Here is a 23,799-nt window from a genome sequence, read left to right as displayed (position 1 = left end):
CATGACCATCGCCTCGATTGCCGAAGCCGGCGAGTCCAAGGAGTTCCCCATGAAGCGTCTCGCCCTCTCGCTCGCCGTCCTGCTGGCCGGATCGGCGCTCGCCAGCGCCGCCCTGGCCGGCGAACCGATCAGCCCGCGCTTCAACGCCGACCCGTCGCCGCACGCCTTCAAGGGCGGCTACTACCTCTACGCCACCGACGACGCCTCCAACTCGGGCAAGTACTGGGACTCCACGACCTGGCGGCTCTACACCTCCAAGGACCTCAAGACTTGGAAGGACGGCGGCGCGTTCCTGGGGGTCACGGTGTTCAAGTGGGCCAAGCCCGACGCCAAGGCCTGGGCGCCCGAGGCGGCCTATCGCGACGGCAAGTACTACTTCTACGCCCCCGTCGGCGGCGACAAGATCGGGGTGGCGGTGGCCGACCGTCCGGAGGGGCCGTTCGTCGACGCCATCGGCGCGCCTCTGGTCGACAAGGCCCGCGACGCCAACGCCGGCGCCGAGCCGATCGACCCACAGGTGCTGATCGACGACGACGGCCAAGCCTACATGCTGTTTGGCACCCGCGTGCCGAAGATCGTCAAGCTGGGCAAGGACATGAAGAGCCTGGCCGGCCCGATCCAGGACATCGCCGTCACCGGCTTCCCGACCGACGATCCGAAGAAGAAGTACGGAGAGGCTCCGTTCCTGCACAAGCGCAAGGGCCTCTACTATTTCAGCTTCTCGACCGGCTGGCCGGGCCAGATCGTCTATGCGACCTCGAAGACGCCGCTGGGCCCCTACGCCTATCGCGGCGTGATCTTCGACTACCTGAAGATCTCGACCAACCACCAGGCCATCCTGCAGGACAAGGGCAAGACCTGGTTCTTCTATCACGACAACCTGCTGCCCGGAGGCGGCGACCACCGCCGCTCGATCGCCATCGAGCCGCTGACCTACGGTCCCGACGGCGCGATCGTGGAAGTGCGCCCCGGGAAGAAAGCGCCGTGAAGGGCAAGGCGCGACGTCCGTACCGAGCGCTGACCGCCGCCCTGTTCCTGGGTCTGATGGCTCCCAGCCTGGCGGCGGCGCAGACGGCGCCCAAGCCGCTTTACCGGGATCCGGTGCTGGACGGGGCGGCCGACGTGTCGATCGTCTGGGACCGCGCGGCGCATCTGTGGACGATGTTCTACACCAACCGGCGGGCCACCCTGCGTCTGCCCGACCCGGCTGACGTCGCCTGGGTGCACGCCACCCCGATCGGCGTGGCGACCTCCGCGGATGGCGTGACCTGGCGCTACAAGGGAACCGCGACCTTCCCGCAGGCCTGCACGGGCGTGACCCTTTGGGCGCCGGAGCTGTTCTACGAGCAAGGCGTCTACCACCTGTGGCTCACCATCGTGCCCGGCGTTCACCACCGCTGGGGCGAGCCCGGCGCGACGACGAAGATCGTGCACCTGACCAGCGCCGACCTTTCCGACTGGACCTGCGGCGAGACGCTCGACCTGGGCTCCGACCTGGTCATCGACGCCTCGGTCGTGCGGCTGAAGGACCGCTATCGCCTGTATTATCGGGACTCTCGGCCCAAAACCCGCCTCAAGGCCGTCGACAGCCAGGACCTGAAGACCTGGACGCCCGCGCCGGAAGGCGACATCACGAAGGGCGCGGCCGAGGGTCCCAAGGTCTTTCGCTTCAAGGGGCGCTGGTGGCTGATCGCCGACGTCTGGAAGGGCCTGCTTGTGCTCCAGTCCAAGGACGGGCTGCACTGGACCGAGCAGGCCGATCGGCTGCTGCAGACCCCAGGCGCGCTGCCGACCGATCGCGGCATCGGCCAACATCCCGACGTCGTGGTCAACGGCGGACGGGCCTTCATCTACTACTTCGTGCACCAGGGCGCCGAGCCGGAAGCGAAGGACGATCCCTACTGGAAGCAGAGGACGGTCATCCAGGTGGCGGAGCTGAAGCTCGTCGGGGGCCGCTTAACGGTCGATCGCGACGCGCCGGTGAAGTTCCGGCTACGGCCGCCGCGTCGGTAGCGGGGTCGGCGACGACCGGGCGAAAACCTCGTCCTTCGACAGGCTCGGGATGAGGTTTTTCCAGCGCCGCAGTCTGCAATGGTCCTCATCCTGAGCTTGTCGAAGGACGGGGACCACGCAGTGTGGTTGGAGGCGAGCCCCTCTCACCGCATGGTCGGGATGACGAAGCTCTGGTCGAGCACCGCGCCGCCCTTGGGCCAGCGTTGGGTGACGGTCTTGGTGCGGGTGTAGAAGCGCACGCCGTCCAGGCCGTACTGGTTGAGGTCGCCGAAGCCCGAACGCTTCCAGCCGCCGAAGCTGTGATAGGCCACGGGCACCGGGATCGGCACGTTGATGCCGACCATGCCGACCTCGACCTGATCGGCGAACTCGCGCGCGGCGTCGCCGTTGCGGGTGAAGATGGCCACGCCGTTGCCGTACTGGTGGCGCGAGGCCAGATGGATCCCCTCCTCAAGGCTCTCGGCGCGGACCATCTGCAGCACCGGGCCGAAGATCTCGTCCTGATAGGAGCGGCTGGTCGGCTTGACGTGGTCGAACAGGGTCGGACCGACGAAGAAGCCGTCCTCGTGGCCCTGCAGGGCGAAGCCGCGACCATCGACGACCAGTTCAGCGCCCTCCTCGACGCCCAGCTGGATGTAGTTCTCGATCCGCGCCTTGTGGGCGGCGCTGACGACCGGGCCGTAGTGGGCGTCCTTGTCCGTGCTGACGCCGACGCGCAGGGAGCCGATCGCGGCGACCAGCTTCTCGCGCAGGGCGACGGCGGTCTTCTCGCCGACCGGCACGACCACCGGCAGGGCCATGCAGCGCTCGCCGGCCGAGCCGTAGGCCGCGCCGATGATGTCGGCGGTGGCCTGGTCGAGATCGGCGTCAGGCAGCACGACCCCATGGTTCTTGGCGCCGCCCATGGCCTGGACCCGCTTGCCGGCCGCGCCGGCGCGCTGGAAGACCGACTGGGCGATGTCGGAACTGCCCACGAAGCTGACGGCCTTGATGTCCGGATGGTCGAGGATGCCCTCGACGCAGTCCTTGTCGCCCTGGACGACGTTGAGAACGCCCGGCGGCAGGCCGGCCTTGATCATCAGTTCGGCCAGGCGCACCGGCACCGACGGATCGCGCTCGGACGGCTTGAGGATGAAGGCGTTGCCGCAGGCGATGGCCGGACCGAACATCCACATCGGGATCATGGCCGGGAAGTTGAACGGGGTGATGCCCGCGACCACGCCCAGCGGCTGACGCATGGAATAGACGTCGATGCCGGGGCCAGCGCCTTGCGTATACTCGCCCTTCAGCAGGTGAGGAATTCCGCAAGCGAACTCAATGACTTCCAGGCCGCGCTGAATGTCGCCCTTGCTGTCGGCGATGACCTTGCCGTGCTCGGCCGACAGCAGGTGGGCCAGCTCCTCCATATGGATTTCCAGCAGGCGCTTGAACTCGAACATCACCCGGGCGCGGCGCTGGGGATTGGTCGCGGCCCAGGCCGGCTGGGCGGCCTTGGCGTCGGCGATGGCGGCGTTCAGCTCCTCGGCCGAGGCCAGGGCGACGCGGGCCTGCACCTTACCGGTGTTGGGATCGAAGACCTCGCCGAAACGGCCGGACGCGCCCTCGACGGCGGCGCCGCCGACGAAGTGGGGAATACTGCGCATCAAGCGCTCCTTGTCGATGTCGCCGAGGATCATGGCTTGCGCACGATCCAGTCGTGGGCCGGGTCGTTGCGGAAGATCCACTTCCGGTGCGGGCCGGCCATGACGTTGAGATAATAGAGGTCGTAGCCGTGCGGGGCCCCGACCGGGTGATAGCCGCGCGGCACCATGACCACGTCGCCGTCCTGCACGCAGACCGTCTCGTCGAGGCTGCGGTCGTCGGTGTAGACGCGCTGGAAGGCGAAGCCCTGCGGCGGGTTCAGGCGGTGATAGTAGGTCTCCTCCAGCGCCGTCTCCTCGCCTTCGCTGGCGGTGTCGTGCTTGTGCGGCGGATAGCTGGACCAGTGGCCGCCCGGCGTGATCACCTCGACCACCAGCAGCCCGTCGGCCGGCGCGGTCTCGGGCAGGATGTTGCGGACGTGGCGGACGTTAGTCCCCTGCCCCCGCACCTCGCGCGGCATGTCGGCCTCGGCGATCAGACGGATCTGGCCGCCGGGCTTGCCCGGAGCCGTGCACAGGGCCAGTTCGACGTCGGTGGCCGCGACGACCGCATAGGCGGCGCCGGCCGGGACATAGACCGCGCCCGGGGCCTTGTCCTCGAACACGCTGGCGCGGCCGCCGATCTTGCCGAAGGCGACGCCCTCGGCGCTGACCTCGGCGGCCCCGCTCATGATCACCACACAGGTTTCGCGGTCGGGCTCGACGCCGTCGAAGGTCTCGCCAGCGGCCAGCTTGATCACCCGGAAGCCGACATGGCTCCAGCCGGCGCTTTGCGGCGTGACTTCGAGCACCGAGCCGTCGGCGTCGGGCGCGTGGGGGCGGACGAGCAGCCGGCTCATCACGCCGCCCTCAAGCCCGCCGAAGCCGCCTCACGTTTCAGGGTCGCCAGGCCGATCTCGCCGTACTGGCGGGGATTGGCGATGGCCGGATCCTGCTCGGCCTCGACGATGATCCAACCGGAATAGCCGATCTCGGCGAGAGCCTGCATGACGGCGGCGTAGTCGAGCGAACCGTCGCCCGGCGCGGTGAACATGCCGGCCAGCACGCCTTCGAGGAAGCTGCCGCCGTCCTGCGAGATCACCTTGCGGAAGACGTCGCCACGGATGTCCTTGCAGTGCACGTGGGCGACGCGCTCGGGGTGATTGCGGATGATCGAGACGGGATCGAGGCCGCCAAGGGCCGCATGACCGGTGTCGACGGTCAGGCCAACCGACGGGCCGGTGTTGGCCAGGAAGGCGTCCAGGTCCTCGGGCCGCTCGACGACGGTGCCCAGGTGATGGTGATAGGCGAACTTCAGGCCCTGGGCCTGGATGTAGTCGGCCACCTGCGTGAGGCGCGCGCCGAATTCCTTCCAGCCCTCGGCGTCGAGGCGCGGCGTGGCCGATAGGGCCTGGGAGCGGTCGCCGTGGATGGCGTTGCTGGTCTCGGCGTGGACGAAGACAGTACAGCCCATGGCCTTCAGCAGCGACAGGTGCGGTTGCAGCGCCGCGATCTCGTCCTGCGCCGACTGGACCAGCAGGTTGCCGCTGTACCAGCCGCCGACGAGGTCGAGGCCGTAGCGGTCGAGCAGCGGCTTCAACACCGCAGGGTCGCGCGGGAAGACGCCGCCCAGTTCGACGCCGGAAAAGCCGATGGCCTGACAGTCGGCCAGCACGCTTTCCAGCGGGGTGTCGCCGCCCAGTTCGGGCATGTCGTCGTTGATCCAGGCGATGGGGCTCACGCCGAAACGGATGGTCATGGGTCAGTCCCCTGTACGCTGCTGCTTGATCTTGTCTTCGTAGTCGGCGCGGGCCGCGTTGACGGCCGGACGCACCGAGACCTCGGGCACGGCCACGTCCCACCAGGCGCCGCCCGGCGTGGTGGGCGCCGGGTCGGTGTCGATGACCACGACATAGGTCCGCTCGCTGGCCTTGGCGCGTTGCAGCGCGGCTTCCAGTTCGGCCAGGCTGGCCACCTTCTCCGACCGCGCGCCGAGGCTCGCGGCATGGGCGGCGAAGTCGATGTCGGGCAAGGTCTCGTGGACGGTATCGGCCAGCAGGTTGTTGAACGCCGCCCCGCCCGTGGCCGCTTGCAGGCGGTTGATGCAGCCGAAGCCGCGGTTGTCGAGCACGGTGACGATCAGCTTGGCGCCCAGCATCACCGAGGTGGCGAGCTCGGAATTGAGCATCAGGTAGCTGCCGTCGCCGACCATCACGTGGACCTCGCGATCTGGCGCGGCCATCTTCACGCCGACGGCGCCGGCGATCTCGTAGCCCATGCACGAGAAGCCGTATTCGACGTGATAGCCGCCGGGCCGGCGCGTGCGCCACAGCTTGTGCAGCTCGCCCGGCAGGCCGCCGGCGGCGCAGACCACCACGCTGTCGTCGGACGAGGCCCGCCACACCGCGCCCAGCACCTGGGCGTCGGTCGGCAGCGGCCGGTCGTCGGACGCCGTCGCGGCGTCGAAGATCGCGTTCCAGCCGGCGACCCCGCCAGTCGCCTCTGCGGTCCAGCCGTCCGGCGCGCGCCAGCCGTCCAAGGCTTCGGCGAGCGCTTCGACCACCGCCTTGGCGTCACCGACGACGCTGACCGCACCGTGCTTGTGGGCGTCGTGCGGGGCCACGTTGACCTGCACCAGCTTGCGGCCTTCGGCCCCGAACAGGGCGCGGGAGCCGCTCGTGAAGTCCTGCAGGCGCGTGCCGATGCCGACGACGAGGTCGGCCTGCTCGGCGGCGGCGACGGCGGCGCTCGTACCGGTGACACCGATCGCGCCCAGGTTCAGGGGATGATCCCAGGCCAGGTCCCCCTTCCCGCCCTGTGTCTCGGCGACCGGCAGGCCGGCGGCGGAGACGAGGTGGGCGAGCGCTCCTTCGGCGCGGGCGTAGAGCACCCCGCCTCCGGCCACGACCAGCGGCCGCTTCGCAGCCTTGATCAGGGCGACGAGATCGGCCAGTTCGCGCGGATCGGGACGCGGCGCGCGGATGCGCCAGACCTTCCTGGCGAAGAAGGCTTCCGGATAGTCGAAAGCCTCGGCCTGGACGTCCTGGCAGAAGGCCAGGGTCGCGGGGCCGCAGGTCGCCGGATCGAGCATGGTCGCAAGCGCCCGCGGCAGGGCGTCGAGGATCTGCTCGGGCCGGGTGATGCGGTCGAAATAGCGCGAGACCGGCCGGAAGCAGTCGTTGGCGCTGACCGTGGCGTCGCCGAAGTCCTCGATCTGCTGGAGGACGGGATCGGGCCGGCGGCTGGCGTAGACGTCACCGGGCAGGAACAGCACCGGCAGGCGGTTCACATGCGCCAGGGCGGCGGCGGTGACCATGTTGGTCGCGCCCGGCCCGATCGAGGTGGTGCAGACCATGGCCCGCTCGCGCCGCGACTGCTTGGCGAAGGCGATGGCGGCGTGGGCCATGCCCTGCTCGTTGTGGGCGCGCCAGGTCGGCAGCACGTCGCGAGCGCCGTGCAGGGCCTCGCCCAGGCCCGCGACATTGCCGTGGCCGAAGATCGCCCAGACCCCGGCGAAGTAAGGGAGCACGCCCTCGCCGGTCTCGACATGCTGCTGCGAGAGCCAACGGACGGTCGCCTGGGCGGCGGTAAGACGGATCACGGCCATTACGCGGCTTTCTCGGCGGCGCTCCGCAGACGCTTCCAGGCGTCCACCAGCACCTTGAACTTGCTCACCAGGGCGGCGACGGCCGCTTCGTCGTCGATGCGGCCGGCCAGCCAATCGCGAGCCACATCGTAGAAGATGGTCCGCCCCACGGCGAAGCCCTTCACGATCGGGAACGGCGCGACGACCTCGAACGAGGCGACGAGTTCGGCCTCCGGCGCCGACAGCCCCAGCAGCACCACGCCGCGGCAGAGCGGGTCGTTCTCGCGGATGGCGATCTCGATCTCGCGCCAGGCGGCCGGATCGGTCAGGGGCTCCAGCTTCCACCAGTCGGGGCGGATGCCCAGGTCGTAGAGCCGGCGCACGCCGCGCGCCACGGTGCGGCTGTCGCTCTGCATGCCGGGCGGCAGGATCAGCTCGAGCAGCAGTTCGTGGCGCGTCTTGCGACAGGCGTCGAACAACCGCAGCAGCTGCCGCTCCTGGCGCTCGCGCAGTTCGACCTCGTCGTCGGGGTGATAGAAGACCAGGCACTTGACGATCTGGTTGGCCGGCCACTCGACCAGCTCCGTGGCCACGTCGGCCGAGCTTTCGAACTCCAGCGGCCGCGACTTGGGAAGCTCGATCGGGCGGGCGATCCAGTAGTCGTGGTCGGCGGCCTGCGCCAAGGCGTCGAACCCGAAACGGCCGTCCAAGAGCAAGCCGAAGCGGCTCTCGTCGCCGCCGGCCACCGCCTCGACCGCGCGCAGGGCCAGGGTCTTGAAGTGCGGAATGCGTTCGGGATCGCCGCCCGTCTCGGCGATGAGGTCGAGGAACTGGCTGCGATGGTCGACGGCCAGGACGGTCAGCTCGTCATAGACCCGGTCGCGGGTGGTGGCCCAGTGGATGTGCTCCAGCTCTACGTCCTCGCGCAGGCGGAACGGTCGCTCGCGGTCGGACAGGAAGGCCTCCAGCTCGACCCAGGTCGGCATGGCCGGGGTGCAGCCGTGGCGCGAGACGACGATGGCCCCGCAGGCGTTGCCCCACTCGCAGCAGGTCTCGACGCTTTCGCCGCGCAGCCAGCCTCGCAGGAAGCCGGCCATGAAGGCGTCGCCGGCCCCCAGAACGTTGAACACCTCGACCTTGAACCCGCGCGCACTGACGCCCTCGTCCAGGCTGTCGGGGATAGCACCCGGGAAAGCCACGCAGCCGTCGGGCCCGCGCTTGCAGACCAGCAGCGCGCCAGGGGCTCCGCAGCGGATCGCGCGCAGGGCGGCGATGGTGTCGGTCGAGCCGCCAAGGATGTGGATCTCCTCCTCGGTGCCGACGATCAGGTCGCAGAGGGCCACGACCTCCTGCAGCTTCTCGGTGACCTGCCGGTTCTCGACGAAACGGTTCTCGCCGGCGTCCTTGCCGGCCAGCCCCCACAGCACGGGGCGGTAGTCGATGTCGAAGACCACCCGGCCGCCGGCCGCCTTCACCGCGCGGGCAGCCTTCAGGCTGGTCTCGTAGACATTGGGCTGCGACAGGTGGGTGCCGTTGATCAGCACCGCGCCGGCCCTAGCGATCCAGGCCTCGTCGACGTCGGAGGGCAGCAGCGCCATGTCGGCGCAGTTCTCGCGATAGAAGATCAGGGGAAAATTGACCCGGTCGCGGATGCCCAGGATCACCAGGGCGGTCAGGCGGTCGGGGTCAGACAGCACGCCGGCGACGTCGACGCCCTCGCGGACCAGCTGCTCGCGGATGAAGCGGCCCATGTGGTCGGAGCCGACCCTCGTCAGCAGGCCCGTCTTCAGGCCCAGGCGGGCGCCGCCCGCGGCGGTGTTGGTCGGACTGCCGCCCAGATACTTGGCGAAGGAGGACATGTCCTCCAGCCGGCCGCCGGTCTGCTGGCCGTACAGGTCGACGGAAGAACGGCCGACGGTGATGAGATCAAGGGCCTTTTCGTCGTGCGCCATTCCGGTTCCACGCTACTTTTTTCTGACCGACCTCCCCGTCGGCGCCATGTAACGCATATTCCAAGCTTCCAAATCTCGCAACATTCATTTCATTTTTGAGCGAGAATGGAACGCACGGTTCAGCCGGCCTTGCGCTTCCTGCCCTTTTCCCTGTTGGCCTCGAAGGCGAAGCCGATCACCAGGGCCTGGGCCAGGCAGATCGAGGCGGCCAGGGAGCGGAAGGTCCGCACCTCGGACTCGCGCACGTGCAGCACCAGTTCGGCCGGCTTGGCGATCGGGCTGACCAGGCTGTCGCTGATCGACAGCACCTTGGCCTCGCGCTGCACCGCCATCTCGACGGCCTGCACCGTCTCCTCGGCATAGGGGTGGTAGCTGACGGCGATCAGCAGGTCCTTGGGGCCGATCGTCTGGACCTGCTGCTTGGTCAGGCCCGCCACGCCGTCGATGAACAGGGTGCGCTTGTTCACCTGCTGCAGCGAATAGGCCAGATAGGAGGCCACCGGGAACGAGCGGCGGAAGCCGACCACATAGACCGTCTCGGCCTTGTCGATCAGGGCGACGGCCTTGGCCATGTCGGCTTCGCTGACCGTCTGACCCAGGTTCTGCAGGGCCAGGGTGTTGCCCTCGACGAACTCCGACAGCACGTCGGCGCCGCTCTCGGGTTTACGCGCCACGGCTTCGTTGAAGTGGCGCACGCGCTCGCCATAGCCCAGGGCCGAATGCCCCGACAGCAGGCCGTCGCGGAACAGCCGCTGCATCTGGCTGGCGCCGGGGAAGCCGAAGGTCTTGGCGAAGCGCACGATGGCCGAGGGCTGAACGCCGCATCGCTCGGAGATCACCGCCAGGGTCTCCAGGGCCATCTCGTTGGGCTCGTCCAGCACGTAGCGGGCGATCTGCTGCAAACGCTTGCTGAGCGTCTCGTAGCGTTCGAGGATCGCCGCCCGCAGCTCGTCCGCGCTGGTGGGGGCGTTCGCCGCCATGATTTCGTCCGTCATCCGCGCCCCACAGTCCGATCGGTCAAATTAGAATATCCGTTCCGTGTATGAACGCCAGGGTTCAACTTACGACCAGGAATTCCACTTTACCCGTAGAGGGAATTTTTATTCCAGGCTACAGGAACACGAAGTCCCGGCCGCGTCATGAGCCGGACGAGGGAGCGATCATGGTCGAGACGACGCGATCGAACGGTCAGGCGACGGACACGCCGCCCGCTCCTGCGCTCAATCCACCGAGACCTTGAAGGTTCCCATGCACGACATCGCCATCCTCGGCGCGGGCCGCATCGGCCGCATCCACGCCAAAAACGTCGCCGGCCAGGCAGGCCTGCGGCTGAAGCATGTGGTGGATCCCGTCGCCGAGGCGGCCGAGGCGCTGGCGGCCGAGACCGGCGCCCAGGTCTCCGATCTCGACACGGCGCTGAACGATCCGTCGGTGGCCGGGGTGATCATCGCCAGTTCGACCGACACCCACCTCGACTACAGCCTGAAGGCCGTGGCGGCGGGCAAGGCGGTGTTCTGCGAGAAGCCGATCGACCAGGAGCTGGCCCGCGCCCGCTCGGCCGCCGCCGAACTGGGCGCGCCCGGCGTGAAGCTGTTCCTGGGCTTCAACCGCCGCTTCGACCCCAGCTTCCAGGCCCTGCAGGCGCGCCTGGCGGCCGGCGCGGTCGGCGCGCTGGAGACGGTGCACATCACCAGCCATGACCCGGCCCCACCGCCGGTCGCCTACGTCAAGGTGTCGGGCGGCCTCTTCAAGGACATGGCGATCCACGACTTCGACATGGCCCGCTGGCTGCTGGACGAGCCGGTGACCGAGGTGTTCGCCGCCGCCAGCTGCCTGGTCGATCCGGCCATCGGCGAGGCCGGCGACGTCGACACCGCCAAGATCCTGCTGCGCACCGCCTCGGGCAAGATCTGCATGATCAGCAACAGCCGCCGCAGCGGCTACGGCTACGACCAGCGCATCGAGGCCTTCGGCTCCAAGGGCTTGGTCCGGGCCGACAACGTCACCGAGAGCACAGTCTCGGTCTGGGGCGAGGCCGGCGCGGCCAGCGACGCCTTCCAGAACTTCTTCCTCGACCGCTACGCCGAAGCCTATCGCCGGGAGATGGCGCACTTCGCCCAGATCATCCGCAGCGAGGCCCTGCCCGCGATCGGCTATGCCGACGGCGTCGAGGCCCTGGCCCTGGCCGAGGCGGCCGGCCAGTCGGCCCGGACGGGTCAGGTGGTCAAGCTGTAGGACGGATCGATCTTGATCCGCCATGCGTGGTCATCGTCCTTCGACAAGCTCAGGATGAGGACCATTGCAGCCTCAGACGCCAGAAAAACCTCTTCCTGAGCCTGTCGAAGGACGAGGTTTTCGCCCCCGCTAGAACTCCAGCTGCAAGCGGGCCTGGGCGACGGTGAAGTCGGCGTCCAGTTGGGAGCCGGCGATCAGGCGGTTGTCGATGGTCGCCCGCGTCAGGTTCCCGGTCAGGCGCACATAGGAATAGGGATACCAGTTGGCGCCGAGGGTGACGGCCTTGTAGGTCCCTGCCGTCGAGAGGCCGGTCTGCGAGGCCAGCGAGGCGACGCCGTTGGCCGCCATGTCGCTGAAATCGGCATAGTCGTAGCGGGCGGCGAACTCCAGCGCGCCCAGGCCGCCCTTGTCGAGCGGATGGGCGACCTTGATCCGGCCGAACGAGCCGTTGGGATTGTAGGGTCGCGTCTCGCCGGTCGCGAACCAGCTGGCCGAGGCGTAGGCGGTGACGATGTCGAAGTCCGGCCCGCCCAGGGTGGAGCTGAGATTGGTGGCGATGCGGTCGACCTTGATCCGGGCCGCCTCGCCTTGCAGTGACAGCGCCCGATGGATCCAGGCGGCCTCGATCCCCAGCGTGGTGTCGCCGTCGCCGACCGCGCCGGTCGAGAACAGGGTCGCGCCGGACGAGGTCTGGGACCTGAAGGCGGTGTTGGCCGCCGCCGAATAGGTGAAGCCGGTCTCCCCTCCCCGATCGCGGCGGCGCAGCCAGGCGCCCAGGTGCAGGCGGTCGGCTTCGGAAAGCTGCGGCGACCAGGTGGCGCGAACGGTGGCGCCCAGGCGCTCGACGGCCTGGTTGGGATCGTAGCCGCCCGTGGCGTCGGTCTTGTTGATGTTGTCGCCCTGTAAGGCGCCCCACAGCGACCAGTTGGTCCCCGTGCGCACGGCCTCCAGCGACAGGGCGTAGCCGGCGTCGATCACGTCGCCATAGGCGCCCCGTTCCATGAAGGTGATCGACTTGAACGAGGTCAGGCCCTCCAGCGAAGCGGCTTTCTGGTTGCCGGCCAGCAGCGAGGTCTGGGCGTCGAGCTTGTACTCGATGATGGCATCGTCCCAGCTCCAGGCGCCGCCGCTGACCGCGCCGCCTTCCAGGCGATAGCCCCAGCGGCCGGTCTGTCCCTCGACGCCCAGGAACAGCTGCCGGGCCTTGAACTGGCGGGCGTGATAGTCGGCGACGCCGTCGCGCTCGGCGACCGCATCGACGGCGTCCAGCAGGATGCGGCCGCGCAGCTTGAAGGTCGAACCCGAGGCGTCGGTAAAGCGGGGCGAGTTCTCCCAGCGGACGGTCTCGACGGCCGGCTTCGGCGGGGCCGCCGGGGCGGTCGGCAGGGTTGCGACCGGCGCGGGCGTGGGCGCGGCGGTAGCGACAGCGGACTGGCGTTCCAGGACGTCGATCCGCGCTTGCAGCAGCTGGATCTGAGTCTTGAGGGCGGCGAGATCGGCGTCCTCGGCGCGGGCGGCGCCGGCGAAGCCGACGGCCACGAGGGCCGTGGTGGCGAAGAGAATGCGCATGGGCGTGGGTTCCCGCTCCCGCTTTGCGCGGGAGGAAGAGGAAGGAAAGGGGCCGCCGCGTCGGCGGCCCGGCTGCCTGGAAGGATCGTTACTCGGCCGCGGCCGGAACCGGCTCGACGTCGGACGGCACGGCGTGACCGGCCAGGGCGGCGTCGAGGGCTTCCTTGTCGAGAGCCTTTTCCCAGCGGCTGACGACGATGGTGGCCACGGCGTTGCCGATGAAGTTGGTCAATGCCCGGCATTCGCTCATGAACCGGTCGACGCCGAGGATCAGGGCCATGCCGGCCACCGGCACCGAGGGCACCACCGAAAGGGTGGCGGCCAGGGTGATGAAGCCTGCCCCGGTGACGCCCGCCGCGCCCTTGGACGACAGCATGGCCACGGAGAGCAGCAGCAGTTGGTCGCCCAGCGACAGGTGCACGCCCGTGGCCTGGGCGATGAACAGCGCCGCCAGGGTCATGTAGATGTTGGTGCCGTCGAGATTGAACGAATAGCCGGTCGGGACCACCAGGCCGACGACGGGCTTGGCGCAGCCGGCGCGCTCCAGCTTGTCGATCAGGCTGGGCAGGGCCGATTCCGACGAGCTGGTGCCCAGCACCAGCAGCAGCTCACTCTTCAGGTAGCGGATCAGCTTGAGGATCGAGAAGCCGTTGAACCGGGCCACCGCGCCCAGGATCACCACGACGAAGATGATCGAGGTGGCGTAGAACGTCCCGACCAGGGCGGCGAGGTTCACCACCGAGCCGATGCCGTACTTGCCGATGGTGAAGGCGAAGGCCCCGAAGGCGCCGATCGGGGCGGCCTTCATCAGGATGCCGACCAGGCGGAAGAAGGCGTGGGCGATCGACTCCAGCAGATCGACGACCGGCTGGCCCTTGTCGCCGACCAGCACCAGGGCGACGCCGAACAGGATCGAGAAGAACAGCACCTGCAGGATGTCGCCATCCGCGAAGGCGCCCGTGACCGTGGCGGGAATGATGTTGCTGAGAAAGCCGACGATGGTCGTCTCGTGGGCCTTGGCGGCGTAGCTGGCGACCTTCTCGCTGTGCAGCGTGGCCGGATCGATGTTCATGCCCGCGCCCGGATGGACGATGTTGCCCACCACCATGCCCAGCACCAGGGCCAGGGTGGAGAAGGTCAGGAAGTAGGCGAAGGCTTTCAGCACCACCCGCCCGAACTTGCCCAGGTCGCGCATGCCGGCGATGCCGGTGACGACGGTGAGGAAGATCACCGGAGCGATGACCATCTTCACCAGCTTGATGAAGGCGTCGCCCAGCGGCTTGAGGCTCTCGCCGAAGCCCGGCCAGAAGTGGCCGATCAGGGCGCCGGCGGCGATGGCGACCAGCACCTGGACGTAGAGATGCGTGTACCAGGGACCGGGGCGCGGCGGGGCCGCGGCGGACGGGGCTTGCGGGATCATCTGGCGGGCTCCTGGGCTCGTTTCCTCGCGCGTCCTTGCAGGTCGGGCGCTTAGACCAAGAGTGGCGCAGGATGGTCAGGACGGGAGTCCGCGATCCGATAAAATCCGTAAAGCCATGAATAACTGAAAGAATAGCCCGATACGGGCTCGCTTCGACGCGATGCGCCGTGCCATAGTCCGCCCAGCTCGGATCCATATTGTGTGGAATATGGCACAACCCAAGTCGATCGCACCGGAAGCGCTCTCCGCGTCAGGCCCTGTTGTATCGAGATCCCGACTGGTGGTGTTCACCCTGGTCGCGGCGGCGATCGGCGCGCTCCTGGTCTGGTCGGTCGGAGCCCTGGTCGAGCAGCGGGCGATGACAGCCCTGCGCGCGCGGGCAAGCGCTTCGGCGGCGCTGCACGCGGCGGTGCTGCGCAGCGAACTCGACAAGCAGCGGGCCCTGCCCCTGGTCCTGGCCGACGACGCCGACCTGGAGGCCGCGCTCGCCAGCCGCTCTCCCGCCAAGCTGGAAGCCTTGTCGCGCAAGCTGGAGACGCTGGGCGTCCAGGCGCGCGCCGCGGCGGTCTATGTCATCGCGACCGACGGCGTGACTGCGGCCGCCAGCAACTGGCGGCTGCCGACCAGCTTCGTCGGCTCCAACTACGGCTTTCGCCCCTATTTCGCGCAGGCCCTGCGCAGCGGCTACGCTGAACAGTTCGCCCTGGGCACGGTCAGCCGCAAGCCCGGCCTCTACCTCGCCCGCCGCGTTGATGGCCCAACGGGTCCGCTGGGCGTCGTCGTGGTCAAGCTGGAGTTCGACGGCGTCGAGGCCGCCTGGCGGGCCATCGGCGAGCCGGCCTTCGTGGTGGACCGCCAGGGGCTGGTGCTGATCACCAGCCAGCCCGAATGGCGCTTCCTCGCCCGTGATCCCCTGCCGCAGGCCAGACGCGACGCCCTGCGCGCCGGAGGCCAATATGGCGGAGCGACCTTCGCTCCCCTGCCCCTGCGCCAGAAGTCCGGCGCCGTGGCCCGGACCGATACGCCCCGCGCCGAGCGCCAGATCGAGACCCGCCTGCCCGATATCGCCCCCGGCTGGACGCTGCACCTCCTCAGCACCGCCGTTCCCGCCGAGCAGGCGGCGGCGGCGGCGCGCTGGATCACCGCCCTGGTCTGGACCCTGCTGAGCGCGACCCTGCTATGGCTGTGGATGCGGCGGCGGCGCATCCACCTGGCCGCCCTGCGCGATCGCGAGACGCGCCTGGAGCTGGAACGGCGGGTCGAGGAACGCACCCACGAACTGACCGACGCCAACCGCGCCCTGTCGCACGAGGTCGAGGAGCGCCAGCGCACCGAAACGAGGCTCCGCTCGTTGCAGGCCGACCTGGTGCAGGCCAACAAGCTGGCGTCCCTGGGCCAGATCGCCGCCGGGGTGGCGCACGAGATCAACCAGCCGGTGGCGGCGATCCGGGCCAACGCCGACAACGGCCTGCTGCTGATCGGCCGCGGCCTCGCCGACGCCGCCGGCGACACCTTCACCGCGATCGTGGCGATGACCGAACGGATAGGCCGGATAACCGACGAACTGAGGGCCTTCTCGCGCAAGGCCGACGGCCGGGTCGAGCCGACCCTGGTCACCGAGGTGATCGACGGCTCGGTGCTGCTGACCGCCAGCCGTTCGCGACGCCAGGAGGCGCGTCTGATCCGCCAGGGCGAGACGGCGGGGCTGAGCGTGCTGGGCGAAAGAGTCCGGCTCGAGCAGGTGCTGGTCAATCTGCTGCAGAACGCCTTCGAGGCGGTGGGCGCCCGCGCCGACGGCGTCGTCACCGTCACGGTGCGGGAAGACGCGGACACGGTCGAGATCGCCGTCGGCGACAACGGCCCGGGCCTGGCGCCCGAGGTGGAACGCGCGCTCTTCACGCCTTTCCTGACCACCAAGCCGCGCGGCCTGGGCCTTGGCTTGGTCATCGCCCACGACATCGCCGTCGATTTCGGCGGTCAACTGACGGCGACCTCGGCGCCCGGCCAGGGCGCAACCTTCATCCTGACCCTGCGCAAGGCCGTTCCATGAGCGCGCCGGCCGGCAAGATCCTGCTCGTCGACGACGACGAGGCGCTGCGGGTCGCGGTCGCCCAGGGCCTGACGCTGCGCGGCTTCGACGTCATGGCGTTCGACAACGCCCTGGCGGCGCTGAAGGCGGTGTCGCGCGACTTCGACGGCGTCATCGTTTCGGACGTGCGCATGCCCGGCATGGATGGTCTGGCGCTGTTCCAGCGCGTCCGGGCGATCGATCCCGACATGCCGGTGCTGCTGATCACCGGCCACGGCGATGTGGCCATGGCCGTCGCCGCCTTGCAGGACGGTGTCTACGACTTCGTCTCCAAGCCCTTCCCCATGGAGCGGCTGACGGCCGCCCTATCGCGCGCGCTGGAGAAGCGCCGGCTGGTGCTGGACAACCGCCGCCTAGAGGCCGCCGCCCAGAACCCCGGCGGCTCGATGCTGCTTGGCGACACGCCGGTCATGCAGCGCCTGCGCGCCACCATCGCCCAGTTGGCCGAGGCCGAGGTCGACGTCCTGATCCAGGGCGAGACCGGCGTCGGCAAAGGCCTGGTGGCCCAGGCCCTGCATCGCGGGGGGGCGCGGCGCGCACGGCCGATGGTCGCGGTCAACTGCGCGGCCCTTCCAGAGGCCGTGTTCGAGACCGAGCTGTTCGGCGCGGCCGGCGGCGCCGGCGGCCTTCGCCCCGCGATCGGCCGCATCGAGCGCGCCGATCGCGGGGTGCTGTTTCTCGACGAGATCGAGGGCCTCTCGTCCAGCATGCAGGCCAAGCTGCTCCGGGTGGTCGAGGAGCGCGAGATCTGGCCCGTCGGCGCGTCCGAGCCGCACCACCTGGACCTGCGAATCGTCGCGGCGAGCAAGGTGGACCTGGCCGAGGCCGTGCGCGACGGCGCCTTCCGCGCCGACCTCTATTACCGCTTGAACGTGGTCACCCTGGTGGTTCCGCCCCTGCGTGAGCGGCGCGAGGACGTGCCGGCGCTGTTCGGCCATTTCCTGGCCGAGGCCGCGGCCAGGCTGCGGCGGCCGGCGCCGCGCCTGACGGCGACGATCCGCGACCACCTGCTGGGCCACGACTGGCCGGGCAACGTCCGGGAACTGGCGCACTACGCCGAGCGGGTGGCCCTGGGGCTGCCCTCGGCCGCCCTGGGCGAAGACGGCGCCGTCCAGGGCGCCGACGAAGGCCTGGCCGAACGCACCGGCCGCTACGAGGCGATGGTCATCCGCGAGACCCTGGCGGCCTGCGGCGGCGACGCCCGCACGGCCATGACCCTGCTGCAGACCCCGCGTAAGACCTTCTACGACAAGCTGCGCCGCCACGGCATCGACATCGACCGCTACCGCCCGGCGAAGCCTTCACGCCCGGGAGGATAGGCCATTGCGGCCTCTGCCCAAGGCGATCGACTGAACAGCAACGCCCACCGCAAAATTACGCGCCAAGACTTCATGGACAGATCGCTTCAGCGACATTCAAATCTTCGACTTCAGGTATATTAGCGAACATCGCCAACGGTATTTTACAAACTCGCATGATCATTCGGCAGCCGTCGTTATAGCCTCTGCAAGCGGCCGATGAGTGACCGCACGGAGGAACATCCATGACGGTCACGCTTGAGCGACGCCCCGAGGTCAAAACCGCCGGCCTCACGCTTTCGCCCCTGGAACCGACGATCGGCGCCGAGATCGCTGGCGTCGATCTCAGCCGCCCGCTGAGCACCGAGGATCGCGATTTCATCAAGGCCGCGCTGCTGCGCTACAAGGTGGTCTTCTTCCGCGACCAGCACGCCCTGGACGCCGAAAGCCAGGCCGCCTTCGCCGCCAATTTCGGCCCGCTCTACACCCACCCCACCACCCGCTCGGACGCCAACAACAAGCCGATCCACAAGATCGAGCCGCCGGATCCCTATCTGTTCGAGACCCGCAAGGCGGCTGGTGCGGGGCTGGTCCAGGCCGGCTATCACAGCGACACCAGTTGGAGGCTGGTCCCGACCTGGGGCGCGGTGCTGCGGGCGATCGACCTGCCGGAGGTCGGCGGCGACACCGTCTGGGTGGACGCCGACGCGGCCTATGAGGGCCTGAAGCCCGAGACCAAGGCCCGGCTGGAAGGCCTGCACGTCACCCACGACTTCCGCGACGCCCTGCTCGCGGCCGGTCACGACTATCCCATCGTGGCCCACCCGATCGTCCGCAAGCACCGCGAGACCGGCGCCTCGATCCTGTGGGTGAACTTCACCCAGAAGCCGCAGGTCATCGGACTGGACCGCGCGGAGAGCAACGCGCTGCTGACCGAGATCCTCGACCAGTACCGCAAGCCCGAATACCAGGTGCGCTTCAAGTGGCGCCCCGGCTCGGTGGCGTTCTGGGACAACCGCGCCGCCGTCCATATCGCCATCCGGAACTATGGCGACTTCCCTCGCCTGCTCGACCGCGTGCTGATCGCCGACGAGCCGCTCTGGACCGACCTCTAAGTCCACGCCGACCAAGGCCGCTTCCCCGCCGCACGGGGAAGCGGCTCCACCGCGCTCGCCATCCAAAGATCGATCCTTCTTGCCCCGCCCTATCGAGCGCCCCGACGCGTCCTCCGTCCTGATCCCGCTCGTCGTCGGCTGCGGCCTGCTGATGCAGGGCCTGGAGGGGACGGCGATCGCCACCGCCCTGCCAACCATGGCCAAGGCCCTGGGCGAAAGCCCGATCCGACTGAACCTGGCGATCAGCGCCTACATGCTCAGCGTGGCCGTCTGCATCCCGCTCAGCGACTGGACGGCCAATCGCTTCGGCGCCCGCAACGTGTTCTGCGCGGCGATGGGCCTCTTCGCCCTGTCCTCGGCCCTGTGCGGCCTGGCGACCGACCTTGCGCAACTGCTGGCCGCCCGCGTGCTGCAAGGCGTGGCGGGCGCCCTGATGACGCCGGTGGGGCGGGTCGTGATCCTGCGCGCCACGCCGCGCGACCAGATCGTCAGAGCCATGTCGATCCTGACCGTCCCAGCGGTGCTGGGACCCATACTCGGCCCCTTGATCGGCGGCGTCATCGTCGAGGCGGCGTCATGGCGGTGGATCTTCCTGCTCAGCGCGCCCGTGGGACTGATCGGCCTCGTGGCCGCGCTGCTGGTCGTCCCGGATCTGCGCGGCGAAGCCGGCGGCCGTCTCGACCTCAAGGGCTTTGTCCTGGCTGGCGGCGGCGTTGCGGCCCTGGTGACGGCCCTGGGCGAAGTGGGAAGGCCAAGCTGGCCGCCCGGCGCGATCGCCGGCCTCGGGGCGCTGAGCGTGCTGGCGCTCGCGGCCTACGCCAGGCACGCCCGGTCGGCGCGCTCGCCAATCCTGGACCTGTCGCTGCTACGCATCCCGCCCATGAACGTGGCCATATTCGGCGGCGGCGTGTGGCGGGTGGCCATGGGAGCCTCGCCGATCCTGCTTGTGCTGCTGTTGCAGGTCGGCTTCGGGATGTCGCCCCTGCGGTCGGGCGTTATCTCGTTCGCCGGCGCCATGGGCGCGCTGCTGATGAAGGCGCCGGCGACGGCGCTGCTGCGGCGCTACGGCTTTCGCCGCGTGCTGATCGTCAACGGCGCCCTGACCGGCCTGCTGCTGGCGGGCATCGGCCTTTTCCAGGCCTCGACCCCGCACGCGCTTATCTTCGCCCTGCTGCTGCTCGGCGGCTTCCTGCGATCGCTGCAGTTCACCGCCCTGTCGGCGCTGTGTTTCGCCGACGTGCCCGACCGGTCTCTGGGCGGCGCCAGCGCCCTGGCCAGCATGACCCAGGAACTGGCCCAAAGCCTGGGCGTGGCGCTGGCCGCCACCACCCTGCAAAGCCTGCTGACGCTGCGCCAGGGCGCGAACTTCACGGCGCAGGACATCTCGATCAGCTTCTTCGTCATGGGCGGCCTGTCGCTGCTGTCGCTGCCCCTGTTCCACCGCCTGCCTCCGGAGGCCGGCGACCTCCTGAGCGGTCGATCCGTGCGCCAGACCAAGGCGAAGGCCACCCATGACCCGGCTGAATATCCGGCTTGAGAACGCCTCGTTATCCCTGGCGGCGGCGAGCCCCTAGGTTCGCCCCCGACATCGAACGGAGATTGAGATGAAGGCTTACGGGGACAAATGAGCGGTCTGGATCTGTCGACCGAGGTGCTGGTCATCGGCGGCGGCATGGCGGCGGCCTGGGCGGCCATCGCGGCCGCCCAGCAAGGTGCGACGGTGACGCTGGTCGACAAGGGCTTCGTCGGAACCAGCGGCGTGACCGCGACCGCGGGTCCCGGCCACTGGTGGGTTCCGCCCGATCCCAAGCAGCGCCAGGCGGCGATCGAGAAGCGCTATCCCAGCAGCTACGGCCTGGCCGAAAAGGCATGGATGGAGCGGGTGCTGGACGTGACCTGGCGGACCCTGCCCCAGCTCGCGCCGTACTACGCCTTCGGCCGCGACGGCGATGGAAACACCTACTATCCGGGCGTGCGCGGCCCCGAGTACCTGCGAGCTCTGCGCGCCTACGCACTGGACAGCGGCGTGCGGGTGCTCGACCACCATCCGGCGCTGGAGCTGCTCATCCATCAGGACGGCTCGGTCGCTGGAGCCGCCGGCTATGCGCGGCTGGAGCGCCGAGCCTGGACCATCCGCGCCGGGGCGGTGATCCTGGCCACGGGCGGCTGCGCCTTCCGCTCGGGCCTGATCGGCAGCCACACCAACACCGGCGACGGCCATCTGATGGCGGCCGAAGCCGGCGCCGAGTTGTCGGGCATGGAATTCTCCAGCATCTACACCCTGTCGCCCGCCTGGTGCTCGACCCGGACCCTGCCCTACACCGCCGCGCGCTTCTTCGACGCGGCCGGCCAGGAGCTGGATATCCCGCCGGCCCTGGCCGATCGCGACCACCACCGCGCCCTGGCCAAGGCAATGTTGGAGGGGCCGGTGTTCGCCGACCTCAGTGAAGCGCCCCCTGCCCTGCGACCGATCCTGCGCCGCATCCAGCCGGCCACCGTCGCGCCCTTCGAGCGCAAGGGCGTGCGGCTGTTCGACGAGCGCTTCGAGGTGAAGCTGTTCGGCGAGGGCACTATTCGCGGCACGGGCGGCCTGCGGATCGTCGATGACGACTGCCAGACGACGGTGCGCGGCCTGTTCGCCGCCGGCGACACGGCGACGCGGGAACTGATCGTCGGGGCCAGCAGCGGCGGCGGCTCGCCCAACTCGGCCTGGGCCCTGACCTCCGGCAAGATCGCCGGCGTCGCGGGCGCCAGGCTGGCCAAGGCCGACGGCGTGCGCGCCGGCGAGCCGGCCGCCCCAGCCGGTCGTGCGGGCTTGAGACCGGCCGGCGCTGTCGCGGCGGTCGACGAACGCGCCGCCGTCCAGACCGTGCAGGATGAGATGCTGAGCTACGACAAGGCCCTGTGGCGCCGCCGCGAGACGTTGGAGGCGTCCCTGGCCCGCCTCGACGACGCCTGGAGCGCCGTGGCGACCCACCGACGCCCCGAGGGCCTCGACCAGGTCGCCGCCCGCGAGACCGCCGCCCTGCTGGCCAGCGCCCGCTGGTCGACCCGCGCGGCCCTCGACCGCGACGAGACACGCGGCCTGCACGCCCGGGCCGACGCCCCGGATCTCTCCGCCGATGGCGGCAGGCGGCTTCTGGTCGGCGGACTGGATCAGGTCTGGACCCGCTACGAGCCGGGCCAGCAACGAAACGCCGTGGAGGCCGCGGCGTGATCGCCCATATCTTCGAAGACCTGTGCAACGGCTGCGGCTCCTGCGTCAGCGCCTGCCCCACCCACGTTCTGGATCCGTCACCGACCGGCGGACCGCCGGTGATCGCACGCCTCGATCAGTGCCAGACCTGCTTCATGTGCGAGCTCTACTGCGCCTCCGACGCCATCTATGTCGGCCCGGACCAGGGGGCGCCCGAGATCGTCGATCCGGAGGTCGTGAGGGCCTCGGGCGCTCTGGGCCAGATGCGTCGCGACCACATCTGGGACGCACCGCCGGGCGACCAGGAACCGCTGGCCGAATATTGGCGCCTGGGGCCGCTGCTGATGGAAGGCGCCCAGATCTCGGCCCGCCGCTACGCCCTGAGGCGCCCGCCCACCGAACCCGCCACCTCCGCCGAGTCCGCCGCGCCGGACACGGCCGCCGCCCCTTCGCGTTAGGAGCATCCATGTCCGCTTCCGTCACCTCGCTCGCCGCCTTGCCGGCTGAAACGGCCAACCACCCGCTGCTGAGCGCTCGCTATGGACGCGATTCTCCCTCGATCGCGGCGCTGCTCAACCCGACCATCGAGGGACTGCTGGCCCACAGGTCGGTGCGGGCCTATCTGCCCGATCCTCTGGCCGATGGCGTGCTGGAGACCCTGGTCGCCAGCGCTCAGTCGGCGGCGACGTCGTCCAACCTTCAGCTCTGGAGCGTCGTCGCCGTCGAGGATCCGGAACGCAAGGCGCGGCTGGCGGATCTGGCCGGCGGCCAGGCGCATATTCGGCAAGCCCCGCTGCTGCTGGTCTGGCTGGCCGACTTGGCCCGGGCCGAACGCATCACCCGCCAGGCCGGCCGGGGCAAGGAAGCCCTCGACTACCTGGAAAGCTTCCTGGTGGCGGCGGTCGATGCGGCGCTGGCGGCCCAGGCCGCGGTGACCGCCCTGGAATCCCTGGGCCTGGGCTCGGTCTATATCGGCGCGATCCGCAATCGCCCCGAGGAAGTGGCGGCCGAACTTGGCCTGCCGCCGCTGGTGCTGCCCGTGTTCGGCCTCGTTGTGGGCCATCCCGATCCCGCCGCGCCAGCCGCCATCAAGCCGAGGCTCTCGCAGGCGGCGGTCCTGCATCGCGAAACCTACGACCTCGCGGTTCAGGACGCGCCGGTGCGAGCCTATGACGAGACCCTCGGCGCCTTCCAGACCTCGCAAGGCCTGCCGCCGACCGGCTGGAGCGCGGCGATCGTCAACCGGGTCAGCAACGCCAAAGTGTTGAACGGCCGCGAACGCCTGCGCGAAGCCTTGGAAGGCTTTGGTTTCCCGTTGCGCTGATCCGTGGCGCGGCTGGCGCTCAACGTTACCAGCACGACTACGTCGTCACCTTGGCGAGCGACTGCCTGGCCAGCGACGATCCCGAGCATGAGCGGGTGTCATTGCGCTACATGATCGGCAAGATCGCGCACGCCGAGACCAAAGCCGAACTCGTCGCGCGCGTTCTAGCTAAACGCTGATCTGACCACGAGAACCGGCTGCTGCCACGCGCTCGCCAGCGGCTCGGATCGGCCAACGGCCTGCCTGGCGATGCTCTGACGCCAGCGCGAAAAGCCGCCTTCATGTTGAACCTTTGCCTTAGATCCGCGTTCACGGACCTTGCACGGCGATGTCCGTGATCGGGGGACTTGTGATTTTCAGCTCAAATTCGAGGCCGGCGACAA

At 69.4% G+C, this 23,799-nt stretch carries 18 protein-coding genes and 1 pseudogene; 10 read left to right on the top strand and 9 right to left on the bottom strand.

Features of this window, described 5'->3' with window-relative positions:
• Positions 1-49: 49 nt before the first annotated feature.
• Positions 50-988 carry a family 43 glycosylhydrolase gene (locus AC2YHT_RS16565; protein WP_487290879.1) on the top strand — a complete coding sequence of 313 codons (939 nt, stop codon included), beginning with the start codon at positions 50-52 and terminating at the stop codon, positions 986-988.
• A complete protein-coding gene (locus AC2YHT_RS16560; protein WP_487290878.1) occupies positions 985-2,013 on the top strand; it encodes a glycoside hydrolase family 43 in 1,029 nt (342 codons plus the stop codon). The genes AC2YHT_RS16565 and AC2YHT_RS16560 overlap by 4 nt, the downstream gene beginning before the upstream one ends.
• 25 nt (positions 2,014-2,038) lie before the next feature.
• On the opposite strand, the pseudogene AC2YHT_RS16555 reads toward AC2YHT_RS16560, so the two are convergent.
• From AC2YHT_RS16555 to AC2YHT_RS16525, 7 genes and pseudogenes are all read right to left on the bottom strand, one after another.
• Positions 2,039-2,130: pseudogene (locus AC2YHT_RS16555) on the bottom strand (hypothetical protein); the annotation flags it as partial.
• A 26-nt stretch (positions 2,131-2,156) separates the two neighbouring features.
• Positions 2,157-3,659, bottom strand: coding sequence for a CoA-acylating methylmalonate-semialdehyde dehydrogenase (locus tag AC2YHT_RS16550; RefSeq protein ID WP_487290939.1), 1,503 nt, complete (start codon positions 3,657-3,659; stop codon positions 2,157-2,159).
• 26 nt (positions 3,660-3,685) lie between these two features.
• Positions 3,686-4,495 (bottom strand): 5-deoxy-glucuronate isomerase, encoded by an 810-nt coding sequence (gene iolB, locus AC2YHT_RS16545; protein WP_487290877.1) that lies wholly within the window; start codon positions 4,493-4,495, stop codon positions 3,686-3,688.
• Positions 4,492-5,391, bottom strand: coding sequence for a myo-inosose-2 dehydratase (iolE, locus tag AC2YHT_RS16540; RefSeq protein WP_487290876.1), 900 nt, complete (start codon positions 5,389-5,391; stop codon positions 4,492-4,494). The genes iolB and iolE overlap by 4 nt, the downstream gene beginning before the upstream one ends.
• Before the next feature lie 3 nt (positions 5,392-5,394).
• Positions 5,395-7,239 (bottom strand): 3D-(3,5/4)-trihydroxycyclohexane-1,2-dione acylhydrolase (decyclizing), encoded by a 1,845-nt coding sequence (iolD, locus tag AC2YHT_RS16535; protein WP_487290875.1) that lies wholly within the window; start codon positions 7,237-7,239, stop codon positions 5,395-5,397.
• A complete protein-coding gene (locus AC2YHT_RS16530; RefSeq protein WP_487290874.1) occupies positions 7,239-9,170 on the bottom strand; it encodes a bifunctional 5-dehydro-2-deoxygluconokinase/5-dehydro-2-deoxyphosphogluconate aldolase in 1,932 nt (643 codons plus the stop codon). Before AC2YHT_RS16530 ends, iolD begins: the two co-directional genes overlap by 1 nt.
• 119 nt (positions 9,171-9,289) lie before the next feature.
• Positions 9,290-10,165 carry a MurR/RpiR family transcriptional regulator gene (locus AC2YHT_RS16525; RefSeq protein ID WP_487290873.1) on the bottom strand — a complete coding sequence of 292 codons (876 nt, stop codon included), beginning with the start codon at positions 10,163-10,165 and terminating at the stop codon, positions 9,290-9,292.
• A gap of 253 nt (positions 10,166-10,418) precedes the next feature.
• On the opposite strand from AC2YHT_RS16525, the gene iolG reads away from it, so the two are divergent.
• Positions 10,419-11,405 (top strand): inositol 2-dehydrogenase, encoded by a 987-nt coding sequence (iolG, locus tag AC2YHT_RS16520; RefSeq protein WP_487290872.1) that lies wholly within the window; start codon positions 10,419-10,421, stop codon positions 11,403-11,405.
• Between the two features lie 129 nt (positions 11,406-11,534).
• Here the strand turns inward: iolG and AC2YHT_RS16515 are convergent, their stop codons facing one another.
• Both AC2YHT_RS16515 and AC2YHT_RS16510 read right to left on the bottom strand, forming a co-directional pair.
• The gene (locus tag AC2YHT_RS16515; protein ID WP_487290871.1) at positions 11,535-12,974 is read right to left on the bottom strand and encodes an OprO/OprP family phosphate-selective porin; all 1,440 of its coding nucleotides are present in this window, start codon (positions 12,972-12,974) and stop codon (positions 11,535-11,537) included.
• 88 nt (positions 12,975-13,062) lie between these two features.
• Complete coding sequence (locus tag AC2YHT_RS16510; RefSeq protein ID WP_487290870.1) at positions 13,063-14,394, bottom strand: dicarboxylate/amino acid:cation symporter; 1,332 nt, start codon at positions 14,392-14,394, stop codon at positions 13,063-13,065.
• Between the two features lie 280 nt (positions 14,395-14,674).
• Here AC2YHT_RS16510 and AC2YHT_RS16505 point away from each other — a divergent pair, with 280 nt between their 5' ends.
• The 7 genes from AC2YHT_RS16505 (at position 14,675) to AC2YHT_RS16475 (ending at position 23,416) form a co-directional block, all read left to right on the top strand.
• Complete coding sequence (locus AC2YHT_RS16505; RefSeq protein WP_487290869.1) at positions 14,675-16,444, top strand: sensor histidine kinase; 1,770 nt, start codon at positions 14,675-14,677, stop codon at positions 16,442-16,444.
• The gene (locus AC2YHT_RS16500) at positions 16,441-17,802 is read left to right on the top strand and encodes a sigma-54-dependent transcriptional regulator (RefSeq protein WP_487290868.1); all 1,362 of its coding nucleotides are present in this window, start codon (positions 16,441-16,443) and stop codon (positions 17,800-17,802) included. Before AC2YHT_RS16505 ends, AC2YHT_RS16500 begins: the two co-directional genes overlap by 4 nt.
• Before the next feature lie 224 nt (positions 17,803-18,026).
• Positions 18,027-18,896, top strand: a complete 870-nt coding sequence (locus tag AC2YHT_RS16495) for a TauD/TfdA dioxygenase family protein (RefSeq protein ID WP_487290867.1) — start codon at positions 18,027-18,029, stop codon at positions 18,894-18,896.
• A gap of 79 nt (positions 18,897-18,975) precedes the next feature.
• A complete protein-coding gene (locus AC2YHT_RS16490) occupies positions 18,976-20,433 on the top strand; it encodes an MFS transporter (RefSeq protein ID WP_487290866.1) in 1,458 nt (485 codons plus the stop codon).
• An 87-nt stretch (positions 20,434-20,520) separates the two neighbouring features.
• Entirely contained in the window at positions 20,521-22,113 is a 1,593-nt protein-coding gene (locus AC2YHT_RS16485) for an FAD-binding protein (RefSeq protein ID WP_487290865.1), read from the top strand.
• The gene (locus tag AC2YHT_RS16480) at positions 22,110-22,550 is read left to right on the top strand and encodes a 4Fe-4S dicluster domain-containing protein (protein WP_487290864.1); all 441 of its coding nucleotides are present in this window, start codon (positions 22,110-22,112) and stop codon (positions 22,548-22,550) included. The genes AC2YHT_RS16485 and AC2YHT_RS16480 overlap by 4 nt, the downstream gene beginning before the upstream one ends.
• A gap of 8 nt (positions 22,551-22,558) precedes the next feature.
• Positions 22,559-23,416: a nitroreductase family protein gene (locus tag AC2YHT_RS16475; RefSeq protein ID WP_487290863.1), complete on the top strand. Its 858-nt coding sequence runs from the start codon at positions 22,559-22,561 to the stop codon at positions 23,414-23,416.
• Positions 23,417-23,799 lie beyond the last annotated feature (383 nt).

Source organism: Caulobacter sp. SRI_008, assembly GCF_057586355.1.
This window is presented reverse-complemented; position numbering and strand designations above follow the sequence as displayed.